This window comes from Dactylosporangium darangshiense, from assembly GCF_039537565.1.
Classification (GTDB): Bacteria; Actinomycetota; Actinomycetes; order Mycobacteriales; family Micromonosporaceae; genus Dactylosporangium; species Dactylosporangium darangshiense.
Map to the genome: position 1 here is coordinate 106,262 of NZ_BAABAT010000027.1, position 24,990 is coordinate 131,251.

A 24,990-nucleotide genomic window follows, 5' to 3' on the forward strand; every position below is an offset into this window, starting at 1 on the left:
TCGCGGCGTTTGGACAAATCCACGTGCCGATCCCCGGGCCGGCCGGTACGTTCGCGGCCGTGACGATCGACTTCGGAGGCACGACGGCGCGGCGGGCCGGACCGGACGACGCCGAGGAGCTGGTGCGGCTGCGGATCGTGATGCTCGCGGCGATGGACGGCGCGCCGGTGGAGCCCGGGGCGTGGTCCGAGCGGGCGATCGAGTCGCTGCGCCGCCGGCTGACCGGCCCCGACGCCGCCATCGCGGCGTTCGTGGTCGACCGGCCCGGCGGGGCGGGGCTCGCCGCGTGCGCGACCGGCGTCGTCGAGGAGCGGCTCGGGTCGCCGGGCAATCCCGGCGGGCTCTTCGGGTACGTTTTCAACGTGGCGACCGACCCGGACTGCCGGCGGCGCGGCTACTCCAGGGCGTGCCTCACCGCGCTGCTCGGCTGGTTCGGCGAGCAAGGTGTGCCGCGCGTCACGCTGCGTGCCTCCTCGGACGGGCTGCCGCTGTACGAGCGGCTCGGGTTCACGCTGCACGCCGGACCGGTGATGGACCTGGCGGTGCCGGCGGCCGCGGAGCAGGGGCGTGGGGTGTGACGACGAAGGCAGAGGGCTTCGATCGCCTGCTCGAACCGTTCCGCGCGGAGCTTTTGGCGTACTGCTACCGGATGCTCGGCTCGGCTCACGACGCGGAGGACCTGGTCCAGGAGACCTACCTGAGGGCGTGGCGGGCGCGGGAGCAGTACGACGACGCCCGCAGCTCGGTGCGCACCTGGCTCTACCGGATCGCGGCCAACGCCTGCCTGAGCGCCCTGGAGGTCCGCGGCCGCCGCCCGCTGCCGTCGGGGCTGGTCGCCGCGTCGGATCCGCTCGGTCCGCTCGTCCGGGCGGAGCACGCCTGGCTCCAGCCCTTGCCGGACTCGTTGCTGGACGCGGGCGACCCGGCCGGGGTCGTGATCGACCGCAGCAGCCTGCGCCTGGCGTTCGTCTCCGCCCTGCAGCACCTGTCGGCGCGTCAGCGCGGTGCGCTGATCCTGCGTGACGTGCTCAGCTTCTCCGCGTCCGAGACGGCGGAGATCCTCGGCACCACCGTCGTGTCGGTGAACAGTTCCCTGCAGCGGGCGCGCGCCCGCATGCAGGAGGCCGGGGTCCGCCAGGATCGGGTCAGCGAGCCGTCCGCGGCCGAGCAGCGCGCCTGGGTCGAGCGCTACATGAACGCGTTCGAGCTCGCCGACGTCGAGGGCCTCAAGCGGCTGCTCACCGAGGACGTCATCATGGAGATGCCGCCGATGGTCAACTGGTTCGCCGGCCGCGGCAACTACGGCCTGTTCATGGACTGGGTCTTCGGGGCGGCCGGGACGGACTGGCGGCTCGAGCAGGTCGCGGCCAACGGCGGCCAGCCCGGGTTCGCCGCCTATCGGCGCGTCGGTGACGCGTACGAGCTGCACACGCTGCAGATCTTCACCGTCACGGCCGAGGGCATCAGCCGCAACTCGGTGTTCCAGGATGCCGAGGTCTTCGCGAACTTCGCTCTGGCGGCCGCGATGAGTTCCGGCCCCGCCGCCGGTATGTAGTGGCGAGCTCGCCGGAACACCCCGGCGAGCCGCTCACAAGGGAGATCCGATGTCGCACAGTCGTGCGCAGGACGAGGCCGCGATCCAGGCCGTGCTGGTCGATTCCTACAAGGCGTGGGAGGCCGGCGACGCCGACGGCATGGTCGCCGACTACACCGAGGATGCGACCGCCATCATGACCGGCTCGCTCCGCGACAGCCGTGACGTGATCCGCCAGAGCATGGCTCTGGGCTTCGAGGGGCCGCTCAAGGGCAGCTCGACCTACAACAAGCAGCTCGGCATCCGCTTCGTCGGGCGCGACGCCGCGATCGTCATCAGCGAGTCGGCCATCCTGTTCGCCGGGGAGACCGAGGTCCCGGACGACCGGCGCAAGGTCAACGCGACCTGGGTGTTCGAGAAGCGGGACGGGCGGTGGCTGATCGCCGCCTATCACAACAGCCCGGTGCTGGCGCCCTGACCCAGGGCCACGTACTCGCCGTCGTGGTAGACGAGGGGAGTTGCCTCGGCGTCGTCGTGATGGGCCGCGTCGATCGGGGAGGCGACGACGATCGTGTGGTCGCCGGCCTCGAACTGGTTCTCCACCCGGCAGATCAGGATCGCCAGTGCGCCGTCCAGCAGGGGGACGCCGTCGGGTGACTCGTGCCAGGTGCCCAGCGGCTCATGGGCGGCGAACCGGTCGATGCCCGGGGTCGCGAAGATGCGGGCCACGGGCTCCTGGTCTGCCGTCAGGACGTGCACCGCGACCAGCGGGGCGGCGCTGACGGCGGGCCAGGCCGAGCCGGTGCGGGAGACGCAGAAGGAGACCAGCGGCGGGTCCAGCGAGACCGATGTGAACGACGTTGCCGTGAAACCGGCCGGGCCGGGTGCGGTGACGACCACCACGGCGGCGGCGTGCCGGCGGAGGACTCGGCGGAACAGGCCCGAATCTATGGCGGCTAGGGTCACCGGAACCACGCTACCCGCGGGTATGCGGGGTGGCCTCGCCGAAGAGGCGTAGGCGGGACATGCCGCCGTCGGGGTAGATGTCCAGGCGGACGTACGCGGCCTCGGCGGGAGAGTCCAGGCGGAAGCGGTGTCGCGTGTCGGGCTGCAGGCGGGTGTGCGGGAGCAGGTCGAACCACGCCGCGGACGGCGACGCCGGGTCGTCGGTCGTGGCGCGCAGGGAGGCGGCGCCAGGAGCGTTGCCCTTGAAGTGGGTGGTGTCCAGCTCGGCCAGCACGACGCGGCCGGGGGCGGCCAGGCGGATCAGCACCCACTCGTTGCCCTCCCGGCGGCGGCGCGCCGTCTCCCAGCCCTCGCTCATCTGGCGGGCGCGGTCGGGCAGGAGGAGGTTGCCGGGTGAGCCGTAGAACATGTCGCTGCAGTCGACCACCGTCGCGCCGAGCTCCATGGCGGCGAGGTCCGCCGTGAGGCCGTACAGCAGCGCGGGGTCGGGTGCGACGGTGCCGTGCACGCGCAGGCGGGCGACGCCGCCGTCGGGGAAGATGTTCAGCCGCACGTGGGTCACCCGGGACGGGTGGGTGACCTCGAAGGCGGTGCGGGTGTCGCCCTGTACCGCGGACTTCGGCACCAGTTCGGCCCACTCGCCGAGCTCCGACGGGTCCGGGTGCCCGTCGACCGCGCACCCCTCGACGGAGACGAACGGCGGGTAGTTGCCCGTGAAGTGCGCGGTGTCGACGACCACGCCGCGCACGATGCCGGGGGCGCCCAGGCGGACCACCGCCCAGTCGTGGCCGGGCGTGCGACGGCGGCGGGTCTCCCATCCGTCGTACACCTTGCCCTTGGGGCCGTAGGTCCACGTCTCGAACTGGGAAGGCTCCGGGTTGACGAGGTTGTCGCGGGCGGCGAAGAACTCGTCGTTGGCGTCGACGACGCCGCCGCCCAGGGCGCGCGAGGCCAGGTCCGGCAGGTCGGTGAAGGTCACAGCACATCCTCGCGCAGCAGGAGCTCACCCGTCGGCTCGTCCGCGACGACGGTGCCGCGCAACCAGGTGGTGTGGACCACACCCGACAGCTCGCGGGCGGCGTACGGGGTGACGGGGTGGCGGTGGTGCAGGGCCGCCGGGTCGACGACGAACGTTTCGTCGGGCGCGAAGGCGACCAGGTCGGCGTCGGCGCCGGGGGCGATGCGGCCCTTGCGGTGCAGGCCGACCAGATGGGCCGGGCCCGTCGACATCCAGCGCACCACGTCGGCGAGGGTGAAGCCGCGCTCGCGGGCGGCGGTCCACACGGCCGGCAGGCCCAGCTGCAGGGAGGCGATGCCGCCCCAGGCGGCAGCGAAGTCGCCGATGTCGCGGCGCTTGAGCTGCGGGGTCGACGGCGAGTGGTCGGACACGACGATCGCGATGGTGCCGTCGGCGAGGCCGCCCCACAGGCGGTCCTGGTTGCCGGCGTCGCGGATCGGCGGGCAACACTTGAACTCCGTCGCGCCGTCCGGGACGGCGGCGGCGTCCAGCACCAGGTAATGCGGGCAGGTCTCGGCGGTGACGCGCATGCCGTCGGCGCGGGCGCGGCGCAACGCCGGCAGGGCGTCGGCGGCCGACAGGTGCAGGATGTGCAGGCGGGTGCCGCTCTCGCGGGCGACGGCCAGCGCGGTGTCGACGGCCGACACCTCGGCGGCGGGCGGGCGGGAGGCCAGGAACTCGGCGTAGGCCCGCGACGCGCTCAGCGCGCCGAGGCGGGCCGGGTCCTCGGCGTGGACGATGAACAGGGCGTCGACGGCGGCGAACGCCTCGGCCAGGCCGGCGCGGTCCAGGGGCGGGAACTCGGGCACGCCGGAGTCGACGAGGAAGCTCTTGAAGCCGAACACGCCGGCCTCGTGCAGGGCCGGTAGTTCGGCGGCGTTACCGGGCACGGCGCCGCCCCAGAAGCCGACGTCGACGTGGCACTGGCCGCGGGCGGCGGCCTGCTTCTCGCGCAGGGCGGCGACGCTCGTGGTCGGGGGAAGCGAGTTCAGCGGCATGTCCACAATGGACGTGACACCGCCGGCGGCCGCCGCGCGGGTGGCCGTGGCGAAGCCCTCCCATTCGGTACGACCGGGCTCGTTGACGTGCACGTGCGTGTCGACGAGGCCCGGCAGCAGGCTGAGCGGTCCGAGGTCGGTGACCGGGCCCGCAACCGGGGCGTCGTGGTCGGACACGGCGGCGATGCGGCCGCCGTCCACGGTGACGGTCGCGGGGCGCGGGCCGCCGGGCAGGTACACCTGCCGCGAGCGCAGCGAGAACGTCACAGCGCCTCCAGGACCTCGATCGGGTGGCGGACGTCGCCGGGCTGCAGCGCGCCGCAGTACAGGCCGCGCAGCAGGAAGGCGGCCATGGCCCGCGCGGTGGCCGGCTCGTCGAGGTGCCCGCGGACCCGCCGGCCGAGGTAGTGCCCGAGGCGGAGCGTTGCCGCCTCCACGCCGTCGCGGTAGAACTCGAACGTCGCGCCCCAGCGGGTCACCAGGTGCCCGGGGTGCAGGTCCCAGCCCTGGTAGATGCCGCGCTCCAGGCTGCGGCGCACCAGGCGGGCGTGCAGGGCCCAGGCGCGGTGGACATCGTCGGTGGCGCCGTCGGGGATGACGTTGGTGGAGCCGTCGCTGACCGCGACGCCGGTGCCGGCCGCGGCGACCTGCATGACGGCCTTGGCGTGGTCGGCGACCGGGTGCTCGAGGCTCTGGTAGCCGGCGGCGACGCCCATCGCGGCGCTGTAGTCGTAGGTGCCGTAGTGCAGGCCGGTGAGGCGGCCGTGTGCCCTGGCGATCATCTCCGGCAGCGGGCAGCGCCCGTCCGGGCCGAGGATCGCCTGCGGGGTCTCGACCTGCAGCTCGAAGCGCAGCCGGCCCTCGTCGAGGCCGTGCGCGTGCTCCAGCTGCCGGCACAGCAGGACGGCGGCGTCGGCGTACGCGGCCGAGCCCGCCTTCGGGAACGTGATCCGCAGGCCCGCGGGCGGCGGGCCGAGGGCGCCGAGGAAGGCGTCGAGGGTGCGGGCTGCCCGCAGTACCGTCGCCGGCTCGAGGCTTTTCACGCGAAGGCCGAAGAACGGCGGCCGATACTCGCGCAGGGCCGCGCCCGCCGCGGCGGCGTGCGCGTCCTCCTCCTCGTCGGGGCGGGTGCCGTAGCCGTCCTCGAAGTCGACCCGCAGGTCCTCGATCGGCTCGAGGACGAGCTTGGCCAGGACCAGCTCGACGATGTCGTCGGGGAACGGCGGGCGGCCGTGGTCGCGCACCAGGGTCCGCGCGGCCGTCGCCCACTCCCCCGGCGTCTCGGCGGAGAACTTGTCCGCGGGCACGTAGACGGTGTGCACCGGCTGGCGCTGGGGGCGCTCAACAACAAACGGCGCAACGTGCTCCGCGTTGGCCTCCAGCTCCTCGAGGTCGCGTTGGGTCAGTGCCATGCTCAGGTCCCGGTCAGGTGCTCGGGGCGGACCGGGACGCGGCGCAGGTCCACGCCGGTGGCGGCGCGGATCGCGGCCACGATCGCCGGCGTGGAGGAGATGGTGGGCGGCTCGCCGACGCCGCGCAGGCCGTACGGGGCCGAAGGGTCGCCGAGCTCGAGGACGTCGATGTGCATCGGCGGTACGTCGAGAATGGTCGGGATCAGGTAGTCGGTGAACGACGGGTTGCGGATCAGCCCGTCCACGACCTGGATCTCCTCCATGACGGCGAGGCCGAGCCCCTGCGCGGTGCCGCCGGCGATCTGCCCGCGCACCGACTGCGGGTGCAGGGCCCGCCCGACGTCCTGCGCGGTGGCGATCTCGACCACCCGTATCAACCCCAGCTCCACGTCCACGTCGACGGTGGCCCGGTGCGCCGCGAAGGCGTACTGCACGTGCGCGTTCCCCTGCCCGGTGCCCGGGTCGAGCGGGAACGTGGGCTTGTGCCGCCACTCCACAGTCTCGTCGACCGGCCCCTCGCCCAGCACGGTGACGAGGTCGGCGCCCGCGGCCCCGCCGGACCGGCGGTGCAGCTCCCGGCGCACGGCCTCGCAGGCGGCCTTCACCGCGCCGCCGGTGACGTAGGTCTGCCGCGAGGCCGACGACGACCCGGCGCTGCCGATGGTCGTGTCCGCCGTGGCCACCGTCACCCGCTGCACCCCGAGCTCGGTCCGGACGATCTGCGCCATCACCGTCACCAGACCCTGGCCGACCTCGGCGGCGGCGGTGTGCACGACCGCGGCCGGCTCACCGCCGACGACCTCGAGGCGGACCCGGGCGGTGGAGTAGTCGTCGAAGCCCTCGGAGAAGCCGACGTTCTTGATGCCGATGCCGTAGCCGACCCCGCGGCGCACGCCCTCGCCGTGCGTGGTGTTGGCGACGCCGCCGGGCAGCTCCCGCGGGTCCGGGTCTGCCCGCTCGAAGGGCGGCAGATCGCGGACACGGCGCAGCAGCTCGGCGACCGGGGCCGGGCCGTCGACGACCTGCCCGGTCGGCATGGTGTCGCCGGGCTCGAGGGCGTTGCGCACGCGCACCTCGACCGGGTCGAGGCCGACGGCGGCGGCGAGCCGGTCCATCTGGGACTCGTAGGCGAAGCAGGCCTGCACGGCGCCGAAGCCGCGCATCGCGCCGCACGGCGGGTTGTTGGTGTAGACGGCGTAGCCGTCCATGGTGACGGACGGGACGCGGTACGGCCCGATGCCGAGCGTCGTGGCGTTGGCGACGACGGCCATCGAGGTGGACGCGTAGGCGCCGCCGTCGAGCACGATGCGGGCCTTGACGTACAGCAGCCGGCCGTCGGCGTCGGCGCCGTGCTCGTAGCGCAGCCGGGCGGGGTGGCGGTGCACGTGGCCGAAGAACGACTCCTCGCGGGAGTACACCATCTTCACCGGCCGGCCGGTGTGCAGCGCCAGCATGCACGCGTGGACCTGCATGGAGACGTCCTCGCGCCCGCCGAAGGCGCCGCCGACGCCGGCGAGGGTGAGCCGCACCTTCTCCGGCGGCAGGCCGAGGCAGTCGGCGACCTGGCCGAGGTCGCCGTGCAGCCACTGGGTGGCGATGAACAGCTCGACGCCGCCGTCCTCGGCCGGGATCGCGAGGCCGGACTCGGGGCCGAGGAACGCCTGGTCCTGCATGCCGACCTCGTACTCGCCGACGACCACGACCGGCGCGGTGAGGTCCTGCGGGCCCTTGCGGATCGGCACGTGCCGCAGCAGGTTGCCCGCCTCGTGCACCCGCTCGGCGGCCGGGTCGAGCGCCGCCTCGCCGTCCACGACGGGCGGCAGGACCTCGTACTGCACGGCGATGCGGGCGGCGGCGCGGCGGGCGGTCTCGGGGTGGTCGGCGGCGACGATCGCGACCGGCTCGCCGGCGTAGCGGACCTGGCCCATGGCGAGGACCGGCTGGTCGCGGTGCTCGAGACCGTAGTGCTTGGCGCCGGGGACGTCCTCGGCGGTGAGCACGGCGTGCACGCCGGGCAGGGCGAGGGCGGCGGTGAGGTCGATGCCGCTGATGCGGGCCCGCGGGTGCGGGCTCCTCAGCGTGGCGCCCCACAGCATCCGGTCGGCCCACAGGTCGGAGGAGAAGGCGAACTCACCGGTGACCTTCAGGGTGCCGTCGGGGCGCACCGGCGAGGTGCCGATCCCGCCGGTGGTGCCGCTCTTCACTTCGACCGTCATCGCAGCTCCTTTGCCGCGCGGGCCAGCGCGGTGGCGACGCTCTCCTCGTCCACCGTGGACAGTGCGCCCTCCTGCACGACGGCGCGGCCGCCGACGAGCAGCAGCCGCAGCGGCGCGGGCGGGCCGAGCACGAGGGCGGCCACCGGGTCGGCGATGCCGGCGTGGCCGAGGCCGTCGAGGCGCCACAGCGCGATGTCGGCGAGCTTGCCCGGCTCGATCGAGCCGAGCTCGTCCTCGCGGCCGAGGCAGCGGGCGCCGCCCATGGTGCCCAGGGCCAGGGACTCGCGGGCGGTCAGGGCGGCCGGGCCGCCGCGCAGCCGGGCGAGGTAGAGGGCCTGGCGCAGCTCGGCGCCGAGTTGCCCGGCCTCCTGCGAGGCGGCGCCGTCGACGCCGAGGCCGACGGGGACGCGCGCGTCGAGCAGGTCGCGGACCGGGGCGATGCCGGCGCCGAGGCGGCCGTTGGAGCTGGGGCAGTGCGCGACGCCGGTGCCGGTGGCGCCGAGGCGGGCCACGGCGGCCGGGTCGAGGTGCACGGCGTGCGCGAGCCACACGTCGGGGCCGAGCCAGCCGAGCCGCTCGGCGTACTCGACGGGGGTGCAGCCGTGCACCTCGCGGCAGTACTGCTCCTCCTCGACGGTCTCGGCGAGGTGCGTGTGCAGGCGGACGCCCTCGGAACGGGCCAGGTCGGCGGCCTCGCGCATGAGCCGCGGGGTGACCGAGAACGGGCTGCACGGCGCGACCGCGATGCGCACCATCGCGCCCGGCGACGGGTCGTGGAAGCGGTCGATCGCGTCCTTGGTGGCGGCGAGCGCGGCGTCGGTGTCCTCCACGACGGAGTCGGGCGGCAGGCCGCCGTCCTTGACGGAGAGGTCCATCGAGCCGCGGCACGGGTGGAAGCGCAGCCCGACCGCGGCGGCGGCGTCGATCTCGGCGGCGAGCAGGTCGCCGCCGTCGCGCGGGAAGACGTAGTGGTGGTCGGTGCTCGTCGTGCAGCCGGACAGCGCGAGCTGTGCGAGGCCGGCGGAGGCGGCGGCGTGGACGATGCCGGCGTCGATGCGGGCCCAGACGGGGTACAGCTCGGTGAGCCAGCCGAAGAGGATCTCCTGCTGGGCGTAGCCGCGGGTCGCCGACTGGTAGAGGTGGTGGTGGGTGTTGACGAGGCCGGGGGTGGCGAGGCAGCCGCGGCCGTCGACGCGGGTGGCGCTCTGCGCGCCGCGGTAGGGGCCGGCGCCGACGGCGACGATCCGGTCGCCGGAGACGACGACGTGCCCGTCGGCGTGCTCGGTGCCGGCGGCGTCGACGGTGGCGATCGCGCAGCCCTCGATGACGATCATCGCCGGGCCGCCAGCTTCACGGCGGCCACGATGTGCTCGTAGCCGGTGCAGCGGCACAGGTTGCCGGCGAGGGCCTCGCGGATGTCCGCGTCGGCGGGGTCCGGGTGGCGCTCGAGCAGGTCGTGCACCGCGACGATGAGCCCCGGGGTGCAGAAGCCGCATTGCACGGCGCCGGCCTGCAGGAACGCCTGCTGGATGGGGTGCAGCCCGCCGCCGGGTGCGAGCCCCTCGACGGTGCGCACCACGCGGCCCTGTGCCTGTCCGGCCGCGACGAGGCAGGCACACACCGGCGTGCCGTCCAGGTACACCGTGCACGACCCGCACTCGCCCTGCTCGCAGGCGTTCTTGGCGCCGGGCAGGCCGAGCCGCTCGCGCAGCACGTAGAGCAGGCTCTCGCCCTCCCAGACGTCGTCGGCGGACATCGCCTCGCCGTTGACGGTCACGTTCAGCCGCATCGGTACTCCTCCCAGGCCCACCGCAGGGTCCGCGCACCCAGGACGCTCAGGGCGTGCCGGCGGTACGCGGCGCTGCCCCGCACGTCGTCGATCGGGCGGGCCGCCGCGCCGACGAGCTCGCCGAAGCGGCGCAGGGTCGCCTCGGGCAGCGGCGCGCGCTCCTGCCACGGCAGCTCGGCGGCGAACGCCTCGGCCTCGGGGGCGCGCAGCGGGGTCGGCCCGGCCGAGCCGATGCCGGTGCCGGCGGCGCGGCGGTCCGGGTCGAGGGCGATCGCGAACGAGCACACGGCGATGACCATGGCGTTACGGGTGCCGACCTTGGCGAACTGCTGCGCGCCGCGGGCGGGCGGGACGACGAAGGCGGCGATGAGCTCGTCGGGGGCCAGGGCGCTGCGCTTGGGGCCGGTGAAGAAGTCGGCGGCGTCGATGCGGCGCACACCGCGCACGGAGGCGACCTCGACGGCGGCGCCGGCGGCGAGCAGCGGCGGGTGGGCGTCGCCGGCCGGGGAGGCCGAGCCGAGGTTGCCCCCGACGGTGCCGCGGTTGCGGATCTGCGGCGAGCCGACCGTGCGGGCGGCCATCGCCAGGCCCGGGAGCCGGCCGCCGAGCTCGTCGATGATCCGGCGGTACGTCACCCCGGCGCCGATGCGCAGCAGGTCCCCGTCGGCGCCCCACTCGGCGAGGTCCGCGACGCGCGTGAGGTCCAGCAGCGCGCCGGGGCGGCGGCGGTCGAAGTTGAGCTCGACCATGACGTCCGTGCCGCCGGCGATCGGCACCGCCTCCGGGCGCTCGGCCTTGGCGGCCAGGGCCTCGTCCCAGGTGGCCGGGCTCAGAAAGTCCATGCGACCTCCTCCGGGATCGCCACGCCGTCGCGGCGCACGACGCCCTCGATGAGCCCGTAGGGGCGGTCGGCGGCGAAGTACACCTCGTTGGGGTTGTCCAGGCCGAACGGCGCCAGGTCGACGAGGAAGTGGTGGCGGTTGGGCAGCGACAGGCGCACCTCGAGCACCTCGGGGCAGCGCTGCAGCACCCGCGAGCCCATTGCGAACAGCGTCTGCTGCAGGGCGAGGCTGTAGGTGTCGGCGAACGCCTCGACGAGCGCGGCGCGGGCCGCGGCCGGGTCGGGGCGCCCCTGCACCGCGCGCCAGGTGGCGTCGACGGAGGTGGCGAGGATGCGGTCGCGGGTCTCCGGCAGGGTCGTGTAGCGGTCCTGGACGAACCCGTGGAACTCCGAGTCCGTGGTCTTGAGCAGCACCAGGCCGGTGACGCCGGAGACGGTCTGTGTCCCATAGTGTCCATGGTGGACGGTGGCGGTGCGCACCTCGCTGCCGTCGCGGCGGAAGGTGTGCGCGCCGTCGACGTCCTGCCAGGGGTACTGCTGGATGGACACCCGCGCCTCGTGGATGCTCGGCTGCGAGGCGACGAAGTGCTCCGCGAGCCGCTCCGCGAAGGCCTCGATGCCGTCGATGCCGAACTCGCGCGCGAAGGCGTAGACCGTGTTCTTCTGCGTGTCGGTGGGCAGCACGCCGGCGTTGTCGCCGGTGAGGTGGCTGGCGGCGAGGTCGCCGCGCAGGGCGACGCTGACGTTGAGGTCCGTGATCCGGTCGCCCGCGGGCCCGCGCTCCACGCGCACCAGGCGCGTCTCGGCCTTCCCGTACTGGTTGGGCCCCAGCTCAAAGGTTGGCACCGCGCGCTCAGCTCCCCCGGTAGGTCGAGTATCCGAAGGGGCTCAGCAGCAGCGGCACGTGATGGTGGCGCTCGTCGGCCACGGTGAACGCGATCGCGACCTCGGGAAAGAACGCGTCGTCGCCGAGGTAGGCGGCGGTGTCGATGATCATCCGGTACCGCCCGGTGCCCACCTCCTCCCAGCGCAGCCGCCCGTCCAGGTCGGTGACGCCGTCCCCCACGAACAGCCGCTCGGCGGTCTCCAGCCGGATCGGCACCCCGGCCGCCGGGATACCGCGCGCAGTGTCCAGGACATGCGTCGATACGCTCATGCAGCCTCCGCCAGTCTCTCCAGCCGCAGCTCGACGATCTTGCGCAGCTCGCCCCGCACGACGGTGCGCTCCGTCTCCTCGTCGTTGCGCAGCCGGCCCCGCGCCGCGGCGAGGACCTCCTCGGCCGACTTGCCGCTGGCGAAGATCAGGAACAGGTGGCCGAAGCGGCGCTCGTAGGCCTCGTTGACCTCGTCCAGCTCGCTCACCGAGCCCTGCACGCCGGCCTGCTCCCGCCGCGACCAGGAGGCCTCGGCGCCGTCGCCGTCGGGCCGGTGCCCGATGCGGGGGTGCGCCGCGAGCGCCGGGCGCAGATCGGCCCAGGCAAGCTCGTCGAAGGCGCTGACGCCGGCCACGACCAGGTCGGCCTCGGTGACATACGGCCGGCTGGCGGCCACGCGGGCGGCCCAGGCCGGCGCCGCACAGCAGGCGAGCAGGGCCTCCTCGGCGGCCTCGGCAGCGAGGCCGTTGAACCGATCGAGCATGACACCCCTCTCGTATCCCCGGGACAGTACTCCGGGGATGTTTCATGTCCAGCCCTTTGGGATCATGTCCAGTATCCGCGTTTTGTCCGCAACCGCGATGCGAGAGCGCGGAAACAGCGAACGCCCGGCGGTCCGTCGATCGGACCACCGGGCGTCTGCAATTGAGCGGCGTGGATCAGGCGGTGCGCTCCCGCGGCGGGGCGAGGACCAGCACGACGCAGACGATGGTCAGGACCACCGTGACGGCGACGAGAGCCACGACCGGGGCCGGCACGCCGCTGACGAAGAATGCCGGCAGGGCGGTCAGCGCGGACAGGATCCGGGTGCCCGCGACGATCCGGGCCGCGACCCGGCTGGCGGAGCGCCAGGCGAACACGACGGCGACGAGCGTGACCACGCCCAGCACGGCGTCGGCGACGAGGACCGGCATCGGCGGGCCGGCCTGGCCGTCGTCGGCGCCGACCGGGGTGAACGGGCTGCTGAGGTCGCCCAGGCCGAAGAGGGCGGCGAGGACGAGGCCGATCTTGTTGCGGGTGGACGGAGCCCGGGCCGGGACGGTGACGGGGCTGGCCTGTGCGGTCATGGCGTGCTCCTCGGAAGTGTGCGGCGCCGGGCCATCCCCGGCAGACGCCAGCATCGGCGCCGCCGCCGCCCGCGAGCAGGGGGCGCGGTCCCGCGCCGGGCCGGAGTGCTTCCCGGTGCCCCGGGAGAACTGCCCGGCCGCGCCGGGAACGAGGCAGTGCGCGTGGTTTCCCCCGGCGTCCATTATTGAGCCGTGACCGCGCCCCCGTCGATCCGCGTGCTCGTCGCCGACGACCATCTCGTGGTGCGCCGCGGGATCGGGGCGCTGCTGGGCTCCCTCGACGGCGTCGAGGTGGTGGCGGAGGCGACCACGGGGGCCGAGGCGATCCGCGAGGCCCAGCTGACCCGGCCCGACGTGGTCATGATGGACCTGCAGATGCCCGAGATGGACGGCATCGAGGCGACGCGGCGGCTCGCGACCCTGCTGCCGGACGTGGCCGTGCTGGTGCTGACCATGTTCGAGGACGACGAGAGCGTGCTGTCGGCGATGCGGGCCGGCGCCAAGGGGTATCTGCTCAAGGGCGCCGAGCAGCAGGACATGCTCGCCGCGATCCGCTCCGTCGTGGCCGGGCAGCTGGTGATCGGGCCCGGGGTCGCGGCCCGCCTGATCGCGCACCTGAGCGCGCCACCGCCGCCGCGCACGCCGTTCCCGCAGCTCACGCCGCGGGAGCGGGAGGTGCTCGACCGGATCGCGCAGGGGCAGGGCAACGGCGCGATCGCGGCGGCCCTCGGGGTCAGCCCGAAGACGATCGGCAACAACGTCTCGTCGATCTTCGCGAAGCTGCGGGTCGCCGGGCGGCCCGAGGCGATCGTGCGCGCCCGCGAGGAGGGCCTCGGCCGGGGCGCGCCGTGACCCGCGCGTGGGCGACTGTGCCGCTCGCCGCCGCCGCGTTCCTGGCGTCGGTCGCGGGCATCTGGCGGTCGGCGCCGCACGGGGGCGACGTGTGGGCGGTCGTCTGGGAGCTCGTCGGCGGGGCCGGGTTTGCCGCCGCCGGCGTCGTGGTGCTGGCCGAGGGCGGGCGCCGGTCGCCCGGTTGGCTGCTGCTGGGCGGCGGCGTGCTGCTGCTGGCCGGGCCGGCCTCGGCGTCGGGCGCGGTGGCGGGGGCCGGGCTCGTGCTGGTACCGCTGGCGCTGCTTCGGGTTGTCGAACCGCGACCGGCGCCGCGGCTGCTGGCCGGCGCGGACCTCGCCATCGTCGCGGCGGGCGCGGTCGCGGTGACGGCCGGGGCGCTGCGCCGGTTCGAGCTGTGCCTGAGCGCCGTGACCGCGGCCGGCACGGTCGCGCTGTGCGCGGGCTGGCTGCTGTTCGAGCTCACCGCCGGCGAGGACCGGCGCCGGGTGCTGTGGGTGGTGTTCGGCACCTCCGTCACCGGGCCGACCGGCATGCTGCTGCTCGTCGCCCTCGACGAGCCGGGCGTGCACAACGTCGCCGTGGGCGCGGCGACGGCGGCGCTGACCCTCGCCCTGCCGGCGTGCGCGGTGCTCGCGCTGGTGTGGCCGCGGGCGTTCGACGTACGGGCCGTGGCCCGGCGAGCCACGCTGCTGGTGGTCATGTTCGCGCTCGTCGGCGCCGTGTACGTGGGCGTGGAGACCTTCGCCGAGATCGCCACCGGGGATCCGCCCGCGCGGTGGGTGCGGGTGCTCACCGTGTTCGGGATCGCGGCCGGGTTCCGCCCGGCGATGGGATGGATCCGCGGCACCATCGACGAGCTGCTCTTCGGCGCGCCGCCCGACCCCCTCGACACCCTGGCCCGCCTCGGCAGCCACCTCGCGGTCGGCGCGGCGCCGCCGCAGTGGCTGGACACGCTGCGGGCGGCGCTGGGCGTGCCGACGGTCCAGCTGCGCGGCGCCGACGGCGGCGTGGTCGCCCGCGCCGGCACGCACGACGCCGCGGCCGGGGCGGCGACCGCGGTCACCGAGCTGCGCGCCGGCGGCCGGTGCGTCGGCGACCTGGTGGTGACGCTGCCGCCGGACCAGCTGCGGCTGCCGCCGCGCACCGCCGCGGTGCTGGACCTCGTCGCCGCGCCCCTCGCGCAGTCGCTGCACGCGGCCGAGCTCGCCGAGCAGCTGCGCGCCTCCCGCGGGCGGGTCGTCGCGGCGCTGGAGGAGGAGCGCCGCCGGATGCGCCGCGACCTGCACGACGGGCTCGGCCCGACGCTGACCGGCATCGCATACAGCGCCGACGCGTCGGCCAACCTGCTGCGCGCCGACCCGGACGAGGCCGGCCGGCTGCTGCGCCAGCTGCGCGCCGACGCCGGCGACGCGATCGCCGAGGTCCGGCGCATCGTCTACGGCCTGCGCCCGCGCGCCCTCGACGAGCTGGGGCTGGTCGGCGCCGTGCGGCAGCAGGTGTCGCACCTGCGCTGCGCCGACGGCTCGCCCCTGGCGGTGACGATCACCGCGCCGGCCGGGCTGCCGGAGCTGCCGGCGGCGGTGGAGGTGGCCGCGTACCGGGTCGCGGTGGAGGCGGTGACGAACGTCGCCCGGCACGCCGGCGTCGCCGCGGCCGGCGTCGACCTGGCCCTGCTGGGCGACCGGGCGCTGCGCGTGACCGTCCACGACGACGGGCCGGCGACGGGCCCGTGGCGGCCCGGCATCGGCCTGACCTCCATGCGCGAGCGTGTCGAACAGATCGGCGGTAGTCTCACGGTCGACTCGGGGGACGGAGGCTCGACGGTGACCGCCGAGATCCCGCTGGACGTCGCGCCGTGATGCGACGCGCCTGGGCCGCGGTGTGGCGCTTCGTCGAACTGTGGTCCTGGGTGGCCGTCCACAGCTGCAAAGAGCTGTGGCAATGGGCCGTGCCGCGCTGCGCGGCCGCGCTGCGCCGTGCCCGGCTCCGTGCCCCCTTCGCCCCGGCTCTGCGCGAGGCCATACGCTTGCGGTTCGAGGCAACGACGAGGGAGGACCCGCTGACAGGGGCACGGCTGTGGTCGCCGCGTGGCCGGACCCACATATTCGCGATGGCCACCGGGGTGCTCATCACCGTCGTCGCCGCCGCCGTGGTGCTCGCCGTCAGCGCGTTCTCCGGCCCGTCCGGCGACAGCTTGGCCGCGCGCGCCCCGAGCAGCACCGTCGCCACCGTGAGCCCGCCGCCGAACACGATCCTGACCAGCGACTTCGAGGACGGCTCGGCGCAGGACTGGGTGGCCGGGGCCGGTGCGAAGATCAAGGGCACCACCGCCGCCGCGCACACCGGCCGGCACAGCCTGCAGGTCACCCGGCGCGGCAACGGCCAGCAGGGCGCCTGGCACAACCTGCAGGGCAAGCTGAGCCCCGACGCCGGGTACACGCTGACGACGTGGGTGCGCCTGACCGGCAACGGGCCGGCGACCTCGCTGCGCATGACGGTCTCGTGGGGCTGGGCCTCCGCGGTGCAGGACGACGTCGTGGCCACCGTCGAGGCGAACGGCGCGACCTGGGCCCGCCTCGAGGCGCAGTACTCCCCCGTCACCGCCGTCGACCTGCTCAGCGTCCGGGTCGAGCCGGCCGGCGGCGCCGCCGACTTCCTCCTCGACGACTTCACCGTCACCCAGCACGCGCCGCCGCCGCGCTCGGTGCCCGCCCTGCGCGAGATCTTCGCCGGCAGCTTCGACGTCGGCGCCGCCATCAGCACGCAGCAGGCGACCGGGCCCGAGGCCGACCTGGTCAAGCGGCAGTTCGGCTCGGTCACCCCGACCGCGGCGATGAAGTGGACGGCCACCGAGCCCAGGCCGGGCGAGTTCACGTTCGGCGACTCCGACAAGATCGTGAACTTCGCCACGTCCAACGGGATGAAGATCCGCGGCCACACGCTGGTCTGGCACAACCAGACGCCCGACTGGGTCTTCACCGACGACAACGGGCAGCCGATGACCCCGACGCCGCAGAACAAGGCGCTGCTGCTGGCCCGGATGAGCGACCACATCAGGACGCTCGTCGAGCGGTACCGCGGGAAGATCACCGCCTGGGACGTCGTCAACGAGGTCATCAACGACGACGGCACGCTGCGGCAGAGCCGGTGGTACCAGATCGCGGGCCTGGACTACATCAGGACCGCGTTCACCGTCGCGCACGCCGCCGACCCGGCGGCCAAGCTGTGCATCAACGACGTCAACCTCACCGGGCCCAGCCGCCGCGACGCGATGTATGACCTGGTCGCCGACCTGCTCGCGGAGGGCGTCCCGGTGGACTGCATCGGCAGCCAGACGCACGTCAACATCTCGGTGCCGAGCCCGGCGGCGCTCGCCGCGTCGATCGAGAAGTTCGCCAAGCTCGGCGTCGACCAGCAGATCACCGAGATGGACATGAGCGTGTACACCGACAACACCTCGTCCTACCCGACGGTGCCGCCGGGCCTGCTCGCCCAGCAGGCGGCGCAGTACAAGGCGCTGTTCGCGGTGCTCCTGCGCTACCGCGACCAGATCAGCTCGGTCACGTTCTGGGGCGTCGCGGACAACCAGACCTGGCTGAGCACCTACCCGATCCCCAGGGTCGACGCGCCGCTGCTGTTCGGCACCGATCTGGCCCCGAAACCGGCGTTCTGGGCAATCGTCGCCAACCCGGGCTGAGGCATCGCGCCCGCCAATCTGACTACGGATCGTCACGGGGGGATTTCAGCGCCGTTACGCCTAATTCGCACGCATCCGCAACGTGCGGCATTTCACCGTCTTCGTTGCCACTGCCAGGGTCGCAAATGCCCTAGCGATCCGTAATACCGGACAAACCCCCGGCGAACGCCGGGAGCGGCGCAGCGTCGGTTTTGCTAGGCTCATGCGCTGCACGGGGGCGAGCGCTGCGCTTCGCCGTACAGGGAGAACAGCACTTGACCTCCACCACGGTTTACGTTTCACGGGGAAAGCCGGCCAAACCGGGACTCATCGTCACCGGCGCCGATTCCCCCGATGCGCCGTCCCGATTTCGCCCCGACATCGAGGGCATGCGGGCCGTCGCGGTTGTGCTCGTGGTGCTCTATCACGCCGGCGTCACCGTCCTCGGCGGCGGATACGTCGGCGTCGACGTCTTCTTCGTGATCTCGGGCTTCCTCATCACGACGCAGCTCTACGGCGAGCTCCAGGCGCACCACACGATCTCGGTCAGCCGCTTCTATGCCCGCCGCGCCACCCGCCTGCTGCCCGCGTCGATCACCGTGCTCGTCGCCACGCTCGTCGCCGCCTATTTCTGGCTGCCGCCGACCCGCTTCCCCTCGACCGCGCTCGACGCGCTCACCAGCACCTTCTACGGCATCAACTGGCGCCTCGCGGCCGAGGGCGTGGACTACCTCAACGCCGGCGCGCCGCCCTCGCCGCTGCAGCACTTCTGGTCCCTCGCCGTGGAGGAGCAGTTCTACCTGGCCTGGCCGCTGCTGCTGCTCGCCTCGTCCCTGGCCTGGCGGTGGCGGCGCACCAAGCTCAGCCGGACCGCGATCGTGCTCACCCTGCTCGCCGCCGGCGGCCTCTCCTTCTACGCCGGCGTGCAGCAGACCCGCGACGCGGCGCCGTGGGCGTACTTCGGCGCGCACACCCGCGCCTGGGAGCTGGCCCTCGGCGCGCTCGTCGCGATCCTCGCACCGGCCCTCGCCCGGATGCCCAAGGCCCTCGCCGCCGTGCTGACCTGGCTCGGCCTCGCCGCCGTCGTCGCCTCGGCGCTGCTGTTCACCGACAAGACGCCGTTCCCCGGCTACGCCGCCGCGCTGCCCGTCGGCGGCTCCGGCCTGATGATCGCCGGCGGCTGCGCGGCCGCGGCCGGCGGCGTCGTCGCGGTCTTCCGCCTCGCACCGTTGCAATGGCTCGGGAAACTCTCCTACAGCTGGTACCTGTGGCACTGGCCGATCCTCGTCATCGCACCTGCCGCCCTGCACCAGGACGGGAACCTCGGGCTCAACCTCGCCCTCGCCGGCGCCTCCCTCGCCGTCGCCGCCGGCTCGTACTTCCTCATCGAGAACCCGGTCCGCAACCGCAGGACCCTCAAAGCCCGGCCGGTGCGCGGCATCTCCCTCGGCCTCGCGCTGTCGCTGTGCGCCGCCGCCCTCGCCTTCGGCGGCGGCCGGCTCGCACCCGGACCCGGCGCCGGCGGCCACGCCACCGACACCGCCGCCGTCATGGCCACCGCGAGCGACCCCGCCGCGCAGCTGGCGAAGCTCATCGCCGACTCGACCGGCACCGCCGCGCTGCCGGGCAACCTCACGCCGGGCCTGGCCGCCGTGGCCAAGGACAGCCCGGCGATCTACGCCAACGGCTGCCACCTGAGCTTCACCGCGACCAAGAATCCCGAGTGCGCCTACGGCGACACCGCGTCGAAGACCACCGTCGCGCTCGTCGGCGACTCGCACGCCGCACAGTGGTTCCCCGCGTTCGAGCTCATCGCGCAGCAGCGGCACTGGCGGCTCGTCGTGCACACCAAGAGCGCCTGCCCGGCCGCGTCGGTGCTGGTGTACCAGTCGGCGCTGAACCGGGCCTACAACGAGTGCGTGCAGTGGCGCGACCAGACGCTCGACTCGATCAGGGCGGCCAAGCCGGCGATGGTCGTGCTCACCAACAACGGCACCGACACCGGCGGCCTCGTCGACAAGCCCGCCGACCCCGACAAGGCGTGGACCGACGCGTGGGTCGCCTCGCTGCGCAAGGTGAAGCAGGACGGCACGAAGCTCATCGTGCTCAGCGACACCCCCTACCCGAAGTCCAACGTGCCCGACTGCGTCTCGCAGCACGCAGACGACCTCGCCGAGTGCGTCCGCGACGCCGACACCGCCCTCGTGCTGCCGAAGCGGCGGCAGATGATCGCCACCGCGGCCGCCGCCGAGGGCGCCACGGTCATCGACCCCACCGCCTGGTTCTGCACCGCGCGCACCTGCCCGGTCGTCGTCGGCAACATCCTGGTGTACCGCGACGACAGCCACATGACGACGAAGTACGCGACCATGCTGGCACCCGTGCTGGGTGCGCAGCTGCCGTGACCGCCCAACAGCCGGAAATGAGCGCAGTGAGCAGCCCAGACGAGACCCTCATCCTGCCGAGGCAGCGGCCGGCCCTCGACGACGAGCCGCCGGCACCGCCGGTGGCCGACGAGGAGACCGTCGTCGTGCCCGAGCGGGAGCTCGCCGCCGCGCACGAGAAGGCCCGCGTCGCCCAGTGGGACGACGAGCCGCCGGCCCGTGGCGAGGCGGCGATCGAGGGCTCGCCCTTCGCCGCCCACCGGGCCCTGGGCACCCTCGCCTGGGTCGTCACCATGGTCACCACCGCCGCGCTGTCGCTGGTGCGGCTCAACTGGCCCAGCATGCGGGTCTCCGAGCTCGCCGCGTGGAGCTTCACGCTCGTGCCGAAGGCCCGCGTGTTCGACGTGCTGCACGAGGTCAACCCGGCCGAGGCGCCCTACTACCTGCTGCTCAAGGGCTGGGCGAGCGCCTTCGGCCGCACCGACTTCGCCCTGCGGGCGCCGTCCGTCATCGCCATGGCCTGCGCGGCCGCGCTCGTGGCGAAGGTCGGCACCCGCCTGGTCAACCCGCGGGTCGGCCTGCTCGCCGGGCTGCTGGTCGCCACGCTGCCGGTCACCAGCCGCTACGCGCAGGAGGCCGGGCCGCAGGCGTTCACGCTGCTCGGCGCCGCCCTGGCCACCCTCGCCCTCGTCAACTACCTGGACCGCCCGCGCGGCTGGCAGTTCGCCGGCTACGCCGCCGCCGTCGCGCTCACCGGCCTCACCCACCTGACGGGGCTGCTCGTCGTCCTCGCACACGGCGCGGTCGTGGTGGCGATGAAGCGCCGCCTCATCGGCGCCTGGTTCGCCGCGCTGCTCGTCGGCGCGCTGCCCGCCGCCACGCTCGTCGTGCTCTTCGGCGCGCCGCTGCCGGAGACCGGAGCCGTGTTGCCGGGGTTCCCGTCGGTGTCGACGCTCAGCCAGCAGACGTTCGGCTCGGTGCTCGCCGGCGGCGTGCTGCTGGGGCTGGCGATCCTCGCGCTGTCGGTGCACAAGCCCGGCATCGTCTTCACCGCCTGGGCGATCGTGCCGCTGCTCCTGCTGTACCCCGTGATCCGCTTCACCACCATCGACATCGACGAAGTGGCGATCGTGTCGCTGTTCGGCTGGGTCGGGCTCGCCGGCATGTTCCTCGGCCGGGCGCTGGTCGTCCGCGGCCTGGCGATCGTGCTGACCATCGCCGCGATCGGCGTGCCCGAGCAGCTGTCGATCCGCCGCCCCGACGGGCACGGGCAGGCCAGCCACGAGCTCGCCAACGTGCTGTACCGCCAGGGCCAGCCCGGCGACGCGGTCGTCTACGGCCCCGCCGACGGCGACGGCCCGGCCGGGCGGGACATCGTCGAGCGGTACCTCACCGCCGGCCACCGCCCCCGCGACATCCTCGCCCAGTCCAAGCCGCGCGAGAACGGGCACCTCTACGCCAGGGAGTGCCTCGACGCCGACGCCTGCCTCGGGCGCACCGCACGGGTGTGGCTGGTCCGCGTCGGCCCCCTCGACTCGCCGCTGTCCGGGCTCGAGGCCGGCAAGGACGGCGCGCTGCGGGTGCGCTACACAGCGGCGCAGACCTGGAACCTCACCGGGCTGACGCTGACCCTGTTCACCCTCAAGCCGGGCGCGTAGCGGCCGATGCTCGCCTTCCTCCTGCAGATCAACGCCTTCGTCAAGAGCGGGCAGGTCTTCCCGTTCGCGGTGTTCATGCTCTGGGTGTGGATCCTCTGGCTGCTGCGGGTCACCCTCGCCGCGCAGTACCGGCCGTACCAGGCGGCGCACCACGTCAGCACATCGGTCGTGGTGCCGGTCGTCGACGAGCCCGAGGACCTCTTCCGCGAGGTCCTCACCCGCATCCGCGAGCAGCACCCGGACGAGGTCATCGTGGTCATCAACGGGCCGCGCAACGAGATCCTCGAAAAGATCTGCGCCGACCTCGACGTGCGCTGGGTATGGACCGAAATCCCCGGCAAGCGCAACGCCGTGCGGGTCGGCGTCGGCATGTCCAGCAGCGACGTCATCGTCCTCGTCGACTCCGACACCATGTGGACCGGCGGCACGCTGCGGGAGCTGATCAAGCCGTTCCGCGACCCGAAGGTCGGCGGGGTCACCACCCGCCAGCGCATCATCGACCCGACCCGCACCGTGCTCACCCGATGGGCCGACTGGCTGGAGAACGTCCGTAACGAGTACTCGATGCCGGCGATGAGCGTGCTCGGCACCGTCGGCTGCCTGCCCGGCCGCACGATCGCGTTTCGCCGCGAGATCCTGGTGCGCTACATGGAGCGGTTCCTGTCCGAGCGCTTCCTCGGAGTGTTCCTCGAGGTCAGCGACGACCGGACGCTGACCAACTACACACTGCAGGCCGGCTACCGCACCGTCTACCAGTCCACGTCGCTGGTGTTCACCGACGCGCCGACGAAGCTCGGGAAGCTCGCCAAGCAGCAGTACCGGTGGGCGCGCGGGTCGCAGTACAACACCCTGCGGATGCTGCCGTGGATGCTGCGCAAAGCGCCGGTGCTGGCGGTGATGTACCTCTCCGACATCCTCGTGCCGTTCATCCTCGCCGGCTGCTTCATCAACTGGGGCGTGGCGATCGCGACCGGGCGCAAGGCGGAGCTGTACGGCGCGCTGATGCTGCCCGACGTGTCCTGGCAGCGCATCTCGATCATCCTGGGCCTCACCGCGCTGATGACCCTGGCGTCCCTGGCGCTGCGCTTCGGACGGCACTTCGCCTACCGGGCCAACGACATCGCGTTCCTGCCGATCTTCATGATCATCAACACGGTCGTCCTCATGCCGGTGCGCGTGCTCGGCTTCTTCCGCATGGCGCACAACGCGGGCTGGGGCACCCGCGCGGGCGGCTTCGCCGGCGAGCGCAGGCGCAACCCGTTGCTCGTCGTGCCTTACATCCTCGGGGCGATCATGATGTGTGGGGCGGTGCTGATCGGTGGCTAGGCATCAGTACGAGTCGCCGCGGACCTTCCGCGTCTGGATGGCGGCCAACACCGTCGTCGTCGTCGGGCTGGCCGTCTGGATCTTCAGCCCGTCGGCCCAGGACCCGGACACCACGCAGGCCACCGCCAACGCCGTCGTGCAGGCCGAGAACCGCCGCCAGGCCGAGCGGCCCGCCCCGACGAAGGAGGAGATCCTCGCCATCCCGGGCATCCGGTTCGGCGTCAGCACGCCGCAGGCGCCGTGGTCGTCGGCCGAGATCGACAAGGCCGCGAAGGCGGTCGGCGCGCACCCGACGATGGTGCAGTACTTCGTGAAGTGGACCGAGGAGTTCCGGCCCGACTCGGTGCCGCAGACCTACAAGCAGGGCGCCCTGCCGGTCATCTCGTGGGAGCCCTGGGCGGGGGTCAAGAAGGGCCCGAACCAGAGTCTGTACTCCCTCGAGAAGATCATCGGCGGCCAGTACGACTCCTACATCGCCCGCTTCGCCGCCGGCGTGCGCGACCAGCGCTGGCCGGTCGCGATCCGGCTGGCACACGAGATGAACGGCACCTGGTACCCGTGGGCCGAGCGCAACTCCGGCAACCACGCGGGCGACTACGTGAAGATGTGGCGCCACGTCCACGACATCTTCGTCGCGGCCGGCGCGACCAACGTGATCTGGATCTGGAGCCCGAACGTCATCACGCCGATGCCGCAGGTCAAGCTCGATCCGCTGTACCCGGGCGACGACTACGTCGACTGGGTCGGGATGGTCGGCTACGCCATCCAGGAGAGCACCGCCGCCCAGGTGTACCAGTCCACGCTCGACGCCATCCGCAAGTTCACGCAGAAGCCGTTCGTCATCACCGAGACGGCGGTGGAGAAGGGCCCGCGCCAGCTGCCGTGGATCGCCGACTTCTTCAAGTGGATGAGCACCCGCCCGGACATGGCTGGCTTCATCTGGTTCAACTACAGCAAGAGCGAAGGCGGCCGGTCGGACTGGCGCTTCACCGACCACCCGCCGATCGCCGAGGCGGTCGGGCAGGGCCTGAAGTCGGTGAAGCTGGCGCCGCCGCCCCGGCACTGAGTCACGCCACCGGTGTGATGTCCTTGATCAGGGCCTTGATGACCGGCCTGGTCTCGTCGTCGGTCGGCACCTGCCAGCTCAGGTCGCCGACCTGGTCGCCGAGGCTGGCCTGGCCGTGCGACGGCAGCTGCGACAGGATCACGCTGCGGATGTAGTCGGCCTCCGGCGTGCTGAGCCACGTGCGCAGCTCGGTGAAGAACTTGAGCCGCCCTTCGGACGCGCTGTTGACCTCGGCCAGCACGACGCCCTTGCCGAACGTCTCGTGCAGCAGCTTCAGCCGCGGCTTGAAGTCCTTCACGTAGTAGGCCTTCGACCTGCCGAGGTTGATCATCGTGGTGCCGACCTGGTCGACGTACTCCGCGCCCGGCCAGTACTGCTGGACCCCGGCCATCCACGCCGAGTCATCGGCCTGGTAGAGGTTGACGGCCGGCGCGAAGACGAACTTCGCCTTCTTGGCCCCGACCGAGCGGAAGACGTCCACGATGTGCCTCCACGCCTGCGCATAGACGGCGGGGTCGTGGTACCACGGATACCAGTCGCCGTTCATCTCGTGTGCGTAGCGGATGTACACCGTCAGGTCCGACTTCTTCACCGCGGTGGCGAAGTTGCGGATGTAGCCGTCGAGCGACCCGGCGACGATCGCCTGGTTGCTGAACTTCGGCTGCACCGCACTCTGGGCATCCGCGTTTGCCGCCAGGTCCACCGGCGTCCACGGCTCCCAGGTGATCGCGAAGGACTCCATCTTGCCGTCCTTGGCCGCCTGGAAATGCGCGTCGAGGGTCCGGTTGCGGTCCCACGACTCGAACTCCATCACCATCGTCGGCTTCGCTCCGACGGCCTGGCCCCAGTCGGCGGCCTTCCACGGGTCGGAGGCGATGCCGAACTCGCGGACCGGCCGGCCGTTGCCGGCCTCCTTCGACCCGGATGAGCACCCGGCCATCGAGGCAACCCCGGTGGCCAGGCCGGCGAGCAGCAGTTGACGTCTGGTGAGCACGGTCGATCATTGTACTCAGGCCGTGGCAGACTCGTACGC

23 protein-coding genes are annotated in these 24,990 nt (G+C 73.2%); 10 read left to right on the top strand and 13 right to left on the bottom strand.

The window, feature by feature from the left end; all coding sequences use genetic code 11:
• Positions 1-59: 59 nt before the first annotated feature.
• The 3 genes from ABD901_RS37170 to ABD901_RS37180 are packed head-to-tail and all read left to right on the top strand — an operon-like array spanning position 60 to position 2,012.
• Positions 60-578, top strand: a complete 519-nt coding sequence (locus ABD901_RS37170; protein ID WP_345134437.1) for a GNAT family N-acetyltransferase — start codon at positions 60-62, stop codon at positions 576-578.
• Positions 575-1,555, top strand: coding sequence for a sigma-70 family RNA polymerase sigma factor (locus tag ABD901_RS37175; protein WP_345134439.1), 981 nt, complete (start codon positions 575-577; stop codon positions 1,553-1,555). Before ABD901_RS37170 ends, ABD901_RS37175 begins: the two co-directional genes overlap by 4 nt.
• Before the next feature lie 49 nt (positions 1,556-1,604).
• Positions 1,605-2,012, top strand: coding sequence for an SgcJ/EcaC family oxidoreductase (locus ABD901_RS37180; RefSeq protein WP_345134441.1), 408 nt, complete (start codon positions 1,605-1,607; stop codon positions 2,010-2,012).
• On the opposite strand, the gene ABD901_RS37185 is transcribed toward ABD901_RS37180, so the two are convergent.
• The 12 genes from ABD901_RS37185 to ABD901_RS37240 all read right to left on the bottom strand — a co-directional run bounded on the left by ABD901_RS37185 (position 1,985) and on the right by ABD901_RS37240 (position 12,995).
• Positions 1,985-2,500, bottom strand: a complete 516-nt coding sequence (locus tag ABD901_RS37185) for a flavin reductase family protein (RefSeq protein ID WP_345134443.1) — start codon at positions 2,498-2,500, stop codon at positions 1,985-1,987. The two genes, ABD901_RS37180 and ABD901_RS37185, sit on opposite strands and share 28 nt — an antisense overlap.
• A 10-nt stretch (positions 2,501-2,510) precedes the next feature.
• Positions 2,511-3,479: an allantoicase gene (alc, locus tag ABD901_RS37190; protein WP_345134445.1), complete on the bottom strand. Its 969-nt coding sequence runs from the start codon at positions 3,477-3,479 to the stop codon at positions 2,511-2,513.
• A complete protein-coding gene (gene allB, locus ABD901_RS37195; RefSeq protein ID WP_345134447.1) occupies positions 3,476-4,783 on the bottom strand; it encodes an allantoinase AllB in 1,308 nt (435 codons plus the stop codon). Before allB ends, alc begins: the two co-directional genes overlap by 4 nt.
• Positions 4,780-5,928 carry a DUF6986 family protein gene (locus tag ABD901_RS37200; protein WP_345134449.1) on the bottom strand — a complete coding sequence of 383 codons (1,149 nt, stop codon included), beginning with the start codon at positions 5,926-5,928 and terminating at the stop codon, positions 4,780-4,782. The genes allB and ABD901_RS37200 overlap by 4 nt, the downstream gene beginning before the upstream one ends.
• A gap of 2 nt (positions 5,929-5,930) precedes the next feature.
• Positions 5,931-8,144: a molybdopterin cofactor-binding domain-containing protein gene (locus ABD901_RS37205; protein WP_345134451.1), complete on the bottom strand. Its 2,214-nt coding sequence runs from the start codon at positions 8,142-8,144 to the stop codon at positions 5,931-5,933.
• Positions 8,141-9,478 carry an 8-oxoguanine deaminase gene (locus ABD901_RS37210; RefSeq protein WP_345134453.1) on the bottom strand — a complete coding sequence of 446 codons (1,338 nt, stop codon included), beginning with the start codon at positions 9,476-9,478 and terminating at the stop codon, positions 8,141-8,143. The genes ABD901_RS37205 and ABD901_RS37210 overlap by 4 nt, the downstream gene beginning before the upstream one ends.
• On the bottom strand, positions 9,475-9,933 hold the full coding sequence (locus tag ABD901_RS37215) for a (2Fe-2S)-binding protein (RefSeq protein WP_345134455.1): 459 nt from the start codon (positions 9,931-9,933) through the stop codon (positions 9,475-9,477). Before ABD901_RS37215 ends, ABD901_RS37210 begins: the two co-directional genes overlap by 4 nt.
• Positions 9,924-10,775, bottom strand: a complete 852-nt coding sequence (locus tag ABD901_RS37220) for an FAD binding domain-containing protein (RefSeq protein ID WP_345134456.1) — start codon at positions 10,773-10,775, stop codon at positions 9,924-9,926. The genes ABD901_RS37215 and ABD901_RS37220 overlap by 10 nt, the downstream gene beginning before the upstream one ends.
• Entirely contained in the window at positions 10,763-11,620 is an 858-nt protein-coding gene (gene pucL, locus ABD901_RS37225; protein WP_345134458.1) for a factor-independent urate hydroxylase, read from the bottom strand. Before pucL ends, ABD901_RS37220 begins: the two co-directional genes overlap by 13 nt.
• Positions 11,621-11,627: 7 nt before the next feature.
• A complete protein-coding gene (gene uraH, locus ABD901_RS37230) occupies positions 11,628-11,930 on the bottom strand; it encodes a hydroxyisourate hydrolase (RefSeq protein WP_345134460.1) in 303 nt (100 codons plus the stop codon).
• Positions 11,927-12,412 carry a 2-oxo-4-hydroxy-4-carboxy-5-ureidoimidazoline decarboxylase gene (uraD, locus tag ABD901_RS37235; protein ID WP_345134462.1) on the bottom strand — a complete coding sequence of 162 codons (486 nt, stop codon included), beginning with the start codon at positions 12,410-12,412 and terminating at the stop codon, positions 11,927-11,929. Before uraD ends, uraH begins: the two co-directional genes overlap by 4 nt.
• 175 nt (positions 12,413-12,587) lie before the next feature.
• Positions 12,588-12,995 (bottom strand): hypothetical protein, encoded by a 408-nt coding sequence (locus tag ABD901_RS37240; RefSeq protein WP_345134464.1) that lies wholly within the window; start codon positions 12,993-12,995, stop codon positions 12,588-12,590.
• Positions 12,996-13,187: 192 nt separating this feature from the next.
• Between ABD901_RS37240 and ABD901_RS37245 the strand changes: the two genes are divergently transcribed.
• The 7 genes from ABD901_RS37245 (at position 13,188) to ABD901_RS37275 (ending at position 23,957) form a co-directional block, all read left to right on the top strand.
• A complete protein-coding gene (locus tag ABD901_RS37245; RefSeq protein WP_345134466.1) occupies positions 13,188-13,847 on the top strand; it encodes a response regulator in 660 nt (219 codons plus the stop codon).
• Positions 13,844-15,706, top strand: coding sequence for a sensor histidine kinase (locus tag ABD901_RS37250; RefSeq protein ID WP_345134468.1), 1,863 nt, complete (start codon positions 13,844-13,846; stop codon positions 15,704-15,706). The genes ABD901_RS37245 and ABD901_RS37250 overlap by 4 nt, the downstream gene beginning before the upstream one ends.
• A gap of 251 nt (positions 15,707-15,957) precedes the next feature.
• Complete coding sequence (locus ABD901_RS37255; protein WP_345134470.1) at positions 15,958-17,544, top strand: endo-1,4-beta-xylanase; 1,587 nt, start codon at positions 15,958-15,960, stop codon at positions 17,542-17,544.
• 368 nt (positions 17,545-17,912) lie between these two features.
• On the top strand, positions 17,913-19,928 hold the full coding sequence (locus ABD901_RS37260; RefSeq protein WP_345134472.1) for an acyltransferase family protein: 2,016 nt from the start codon (positions 17,913-17,915) through the stop codon (positions 19,926-19,928).
• A 26-nt stretch (positions 19,929-19,954) separates the two neighbouring features.
• A complete protein-coding gene (locus ABD901_RS37265) occupies positions 19,955-21,565 on the top strand; it encodes a glycosyltransferase family 39 protein (RefSeq protein ID WP_345134474.1) in 1,611 nt (536 codons plus the stop codon).
• Positions 21,566-21,571: 6 nt separating this feature from the next.
• Positions 21,572-22,891, top strand: coding sequence for a glycosyltransferase (locus ABD901_RS37270; protein ID WP_345134476.1), 1,320 nt, complete (start codon positions 21,572-21,574; stop codon positions 22,889-22,891).
• On the top strand, positions 22,884-23,957 hold the full coding sequence (locus ABD901_RS37275) for a glycoside hydrolase family 26 protein (protein WP_345134478.1): 1,074 nt from the start codon (positions 22,884-22,886) through the stop codon (positions 23,955-23,957). Before ABD901_RS37270 ends, ABD901_RS37275 begins: the two co-directional genes overlap by 8 nt.
• Before the next feature lies 1 nt (position 23,958).
• Here the strand turns inward: ABD901_RS37275 and ABD901_RS37280 are convergent, their stop codons facing one another.
• On the bottom strand, positions 23,959-24,951 hold the full coding sequence (locus ABD901_RS37280) for a glycoside hydrolase family 26 protein (protein WP_345134480.1): 993 nt from the start codon (positions 24,949-24,951) through the stop codon (positions 23,959-23,961).
• Positions 24,952-24,990 lie beyond the last annotated feature (39 nt).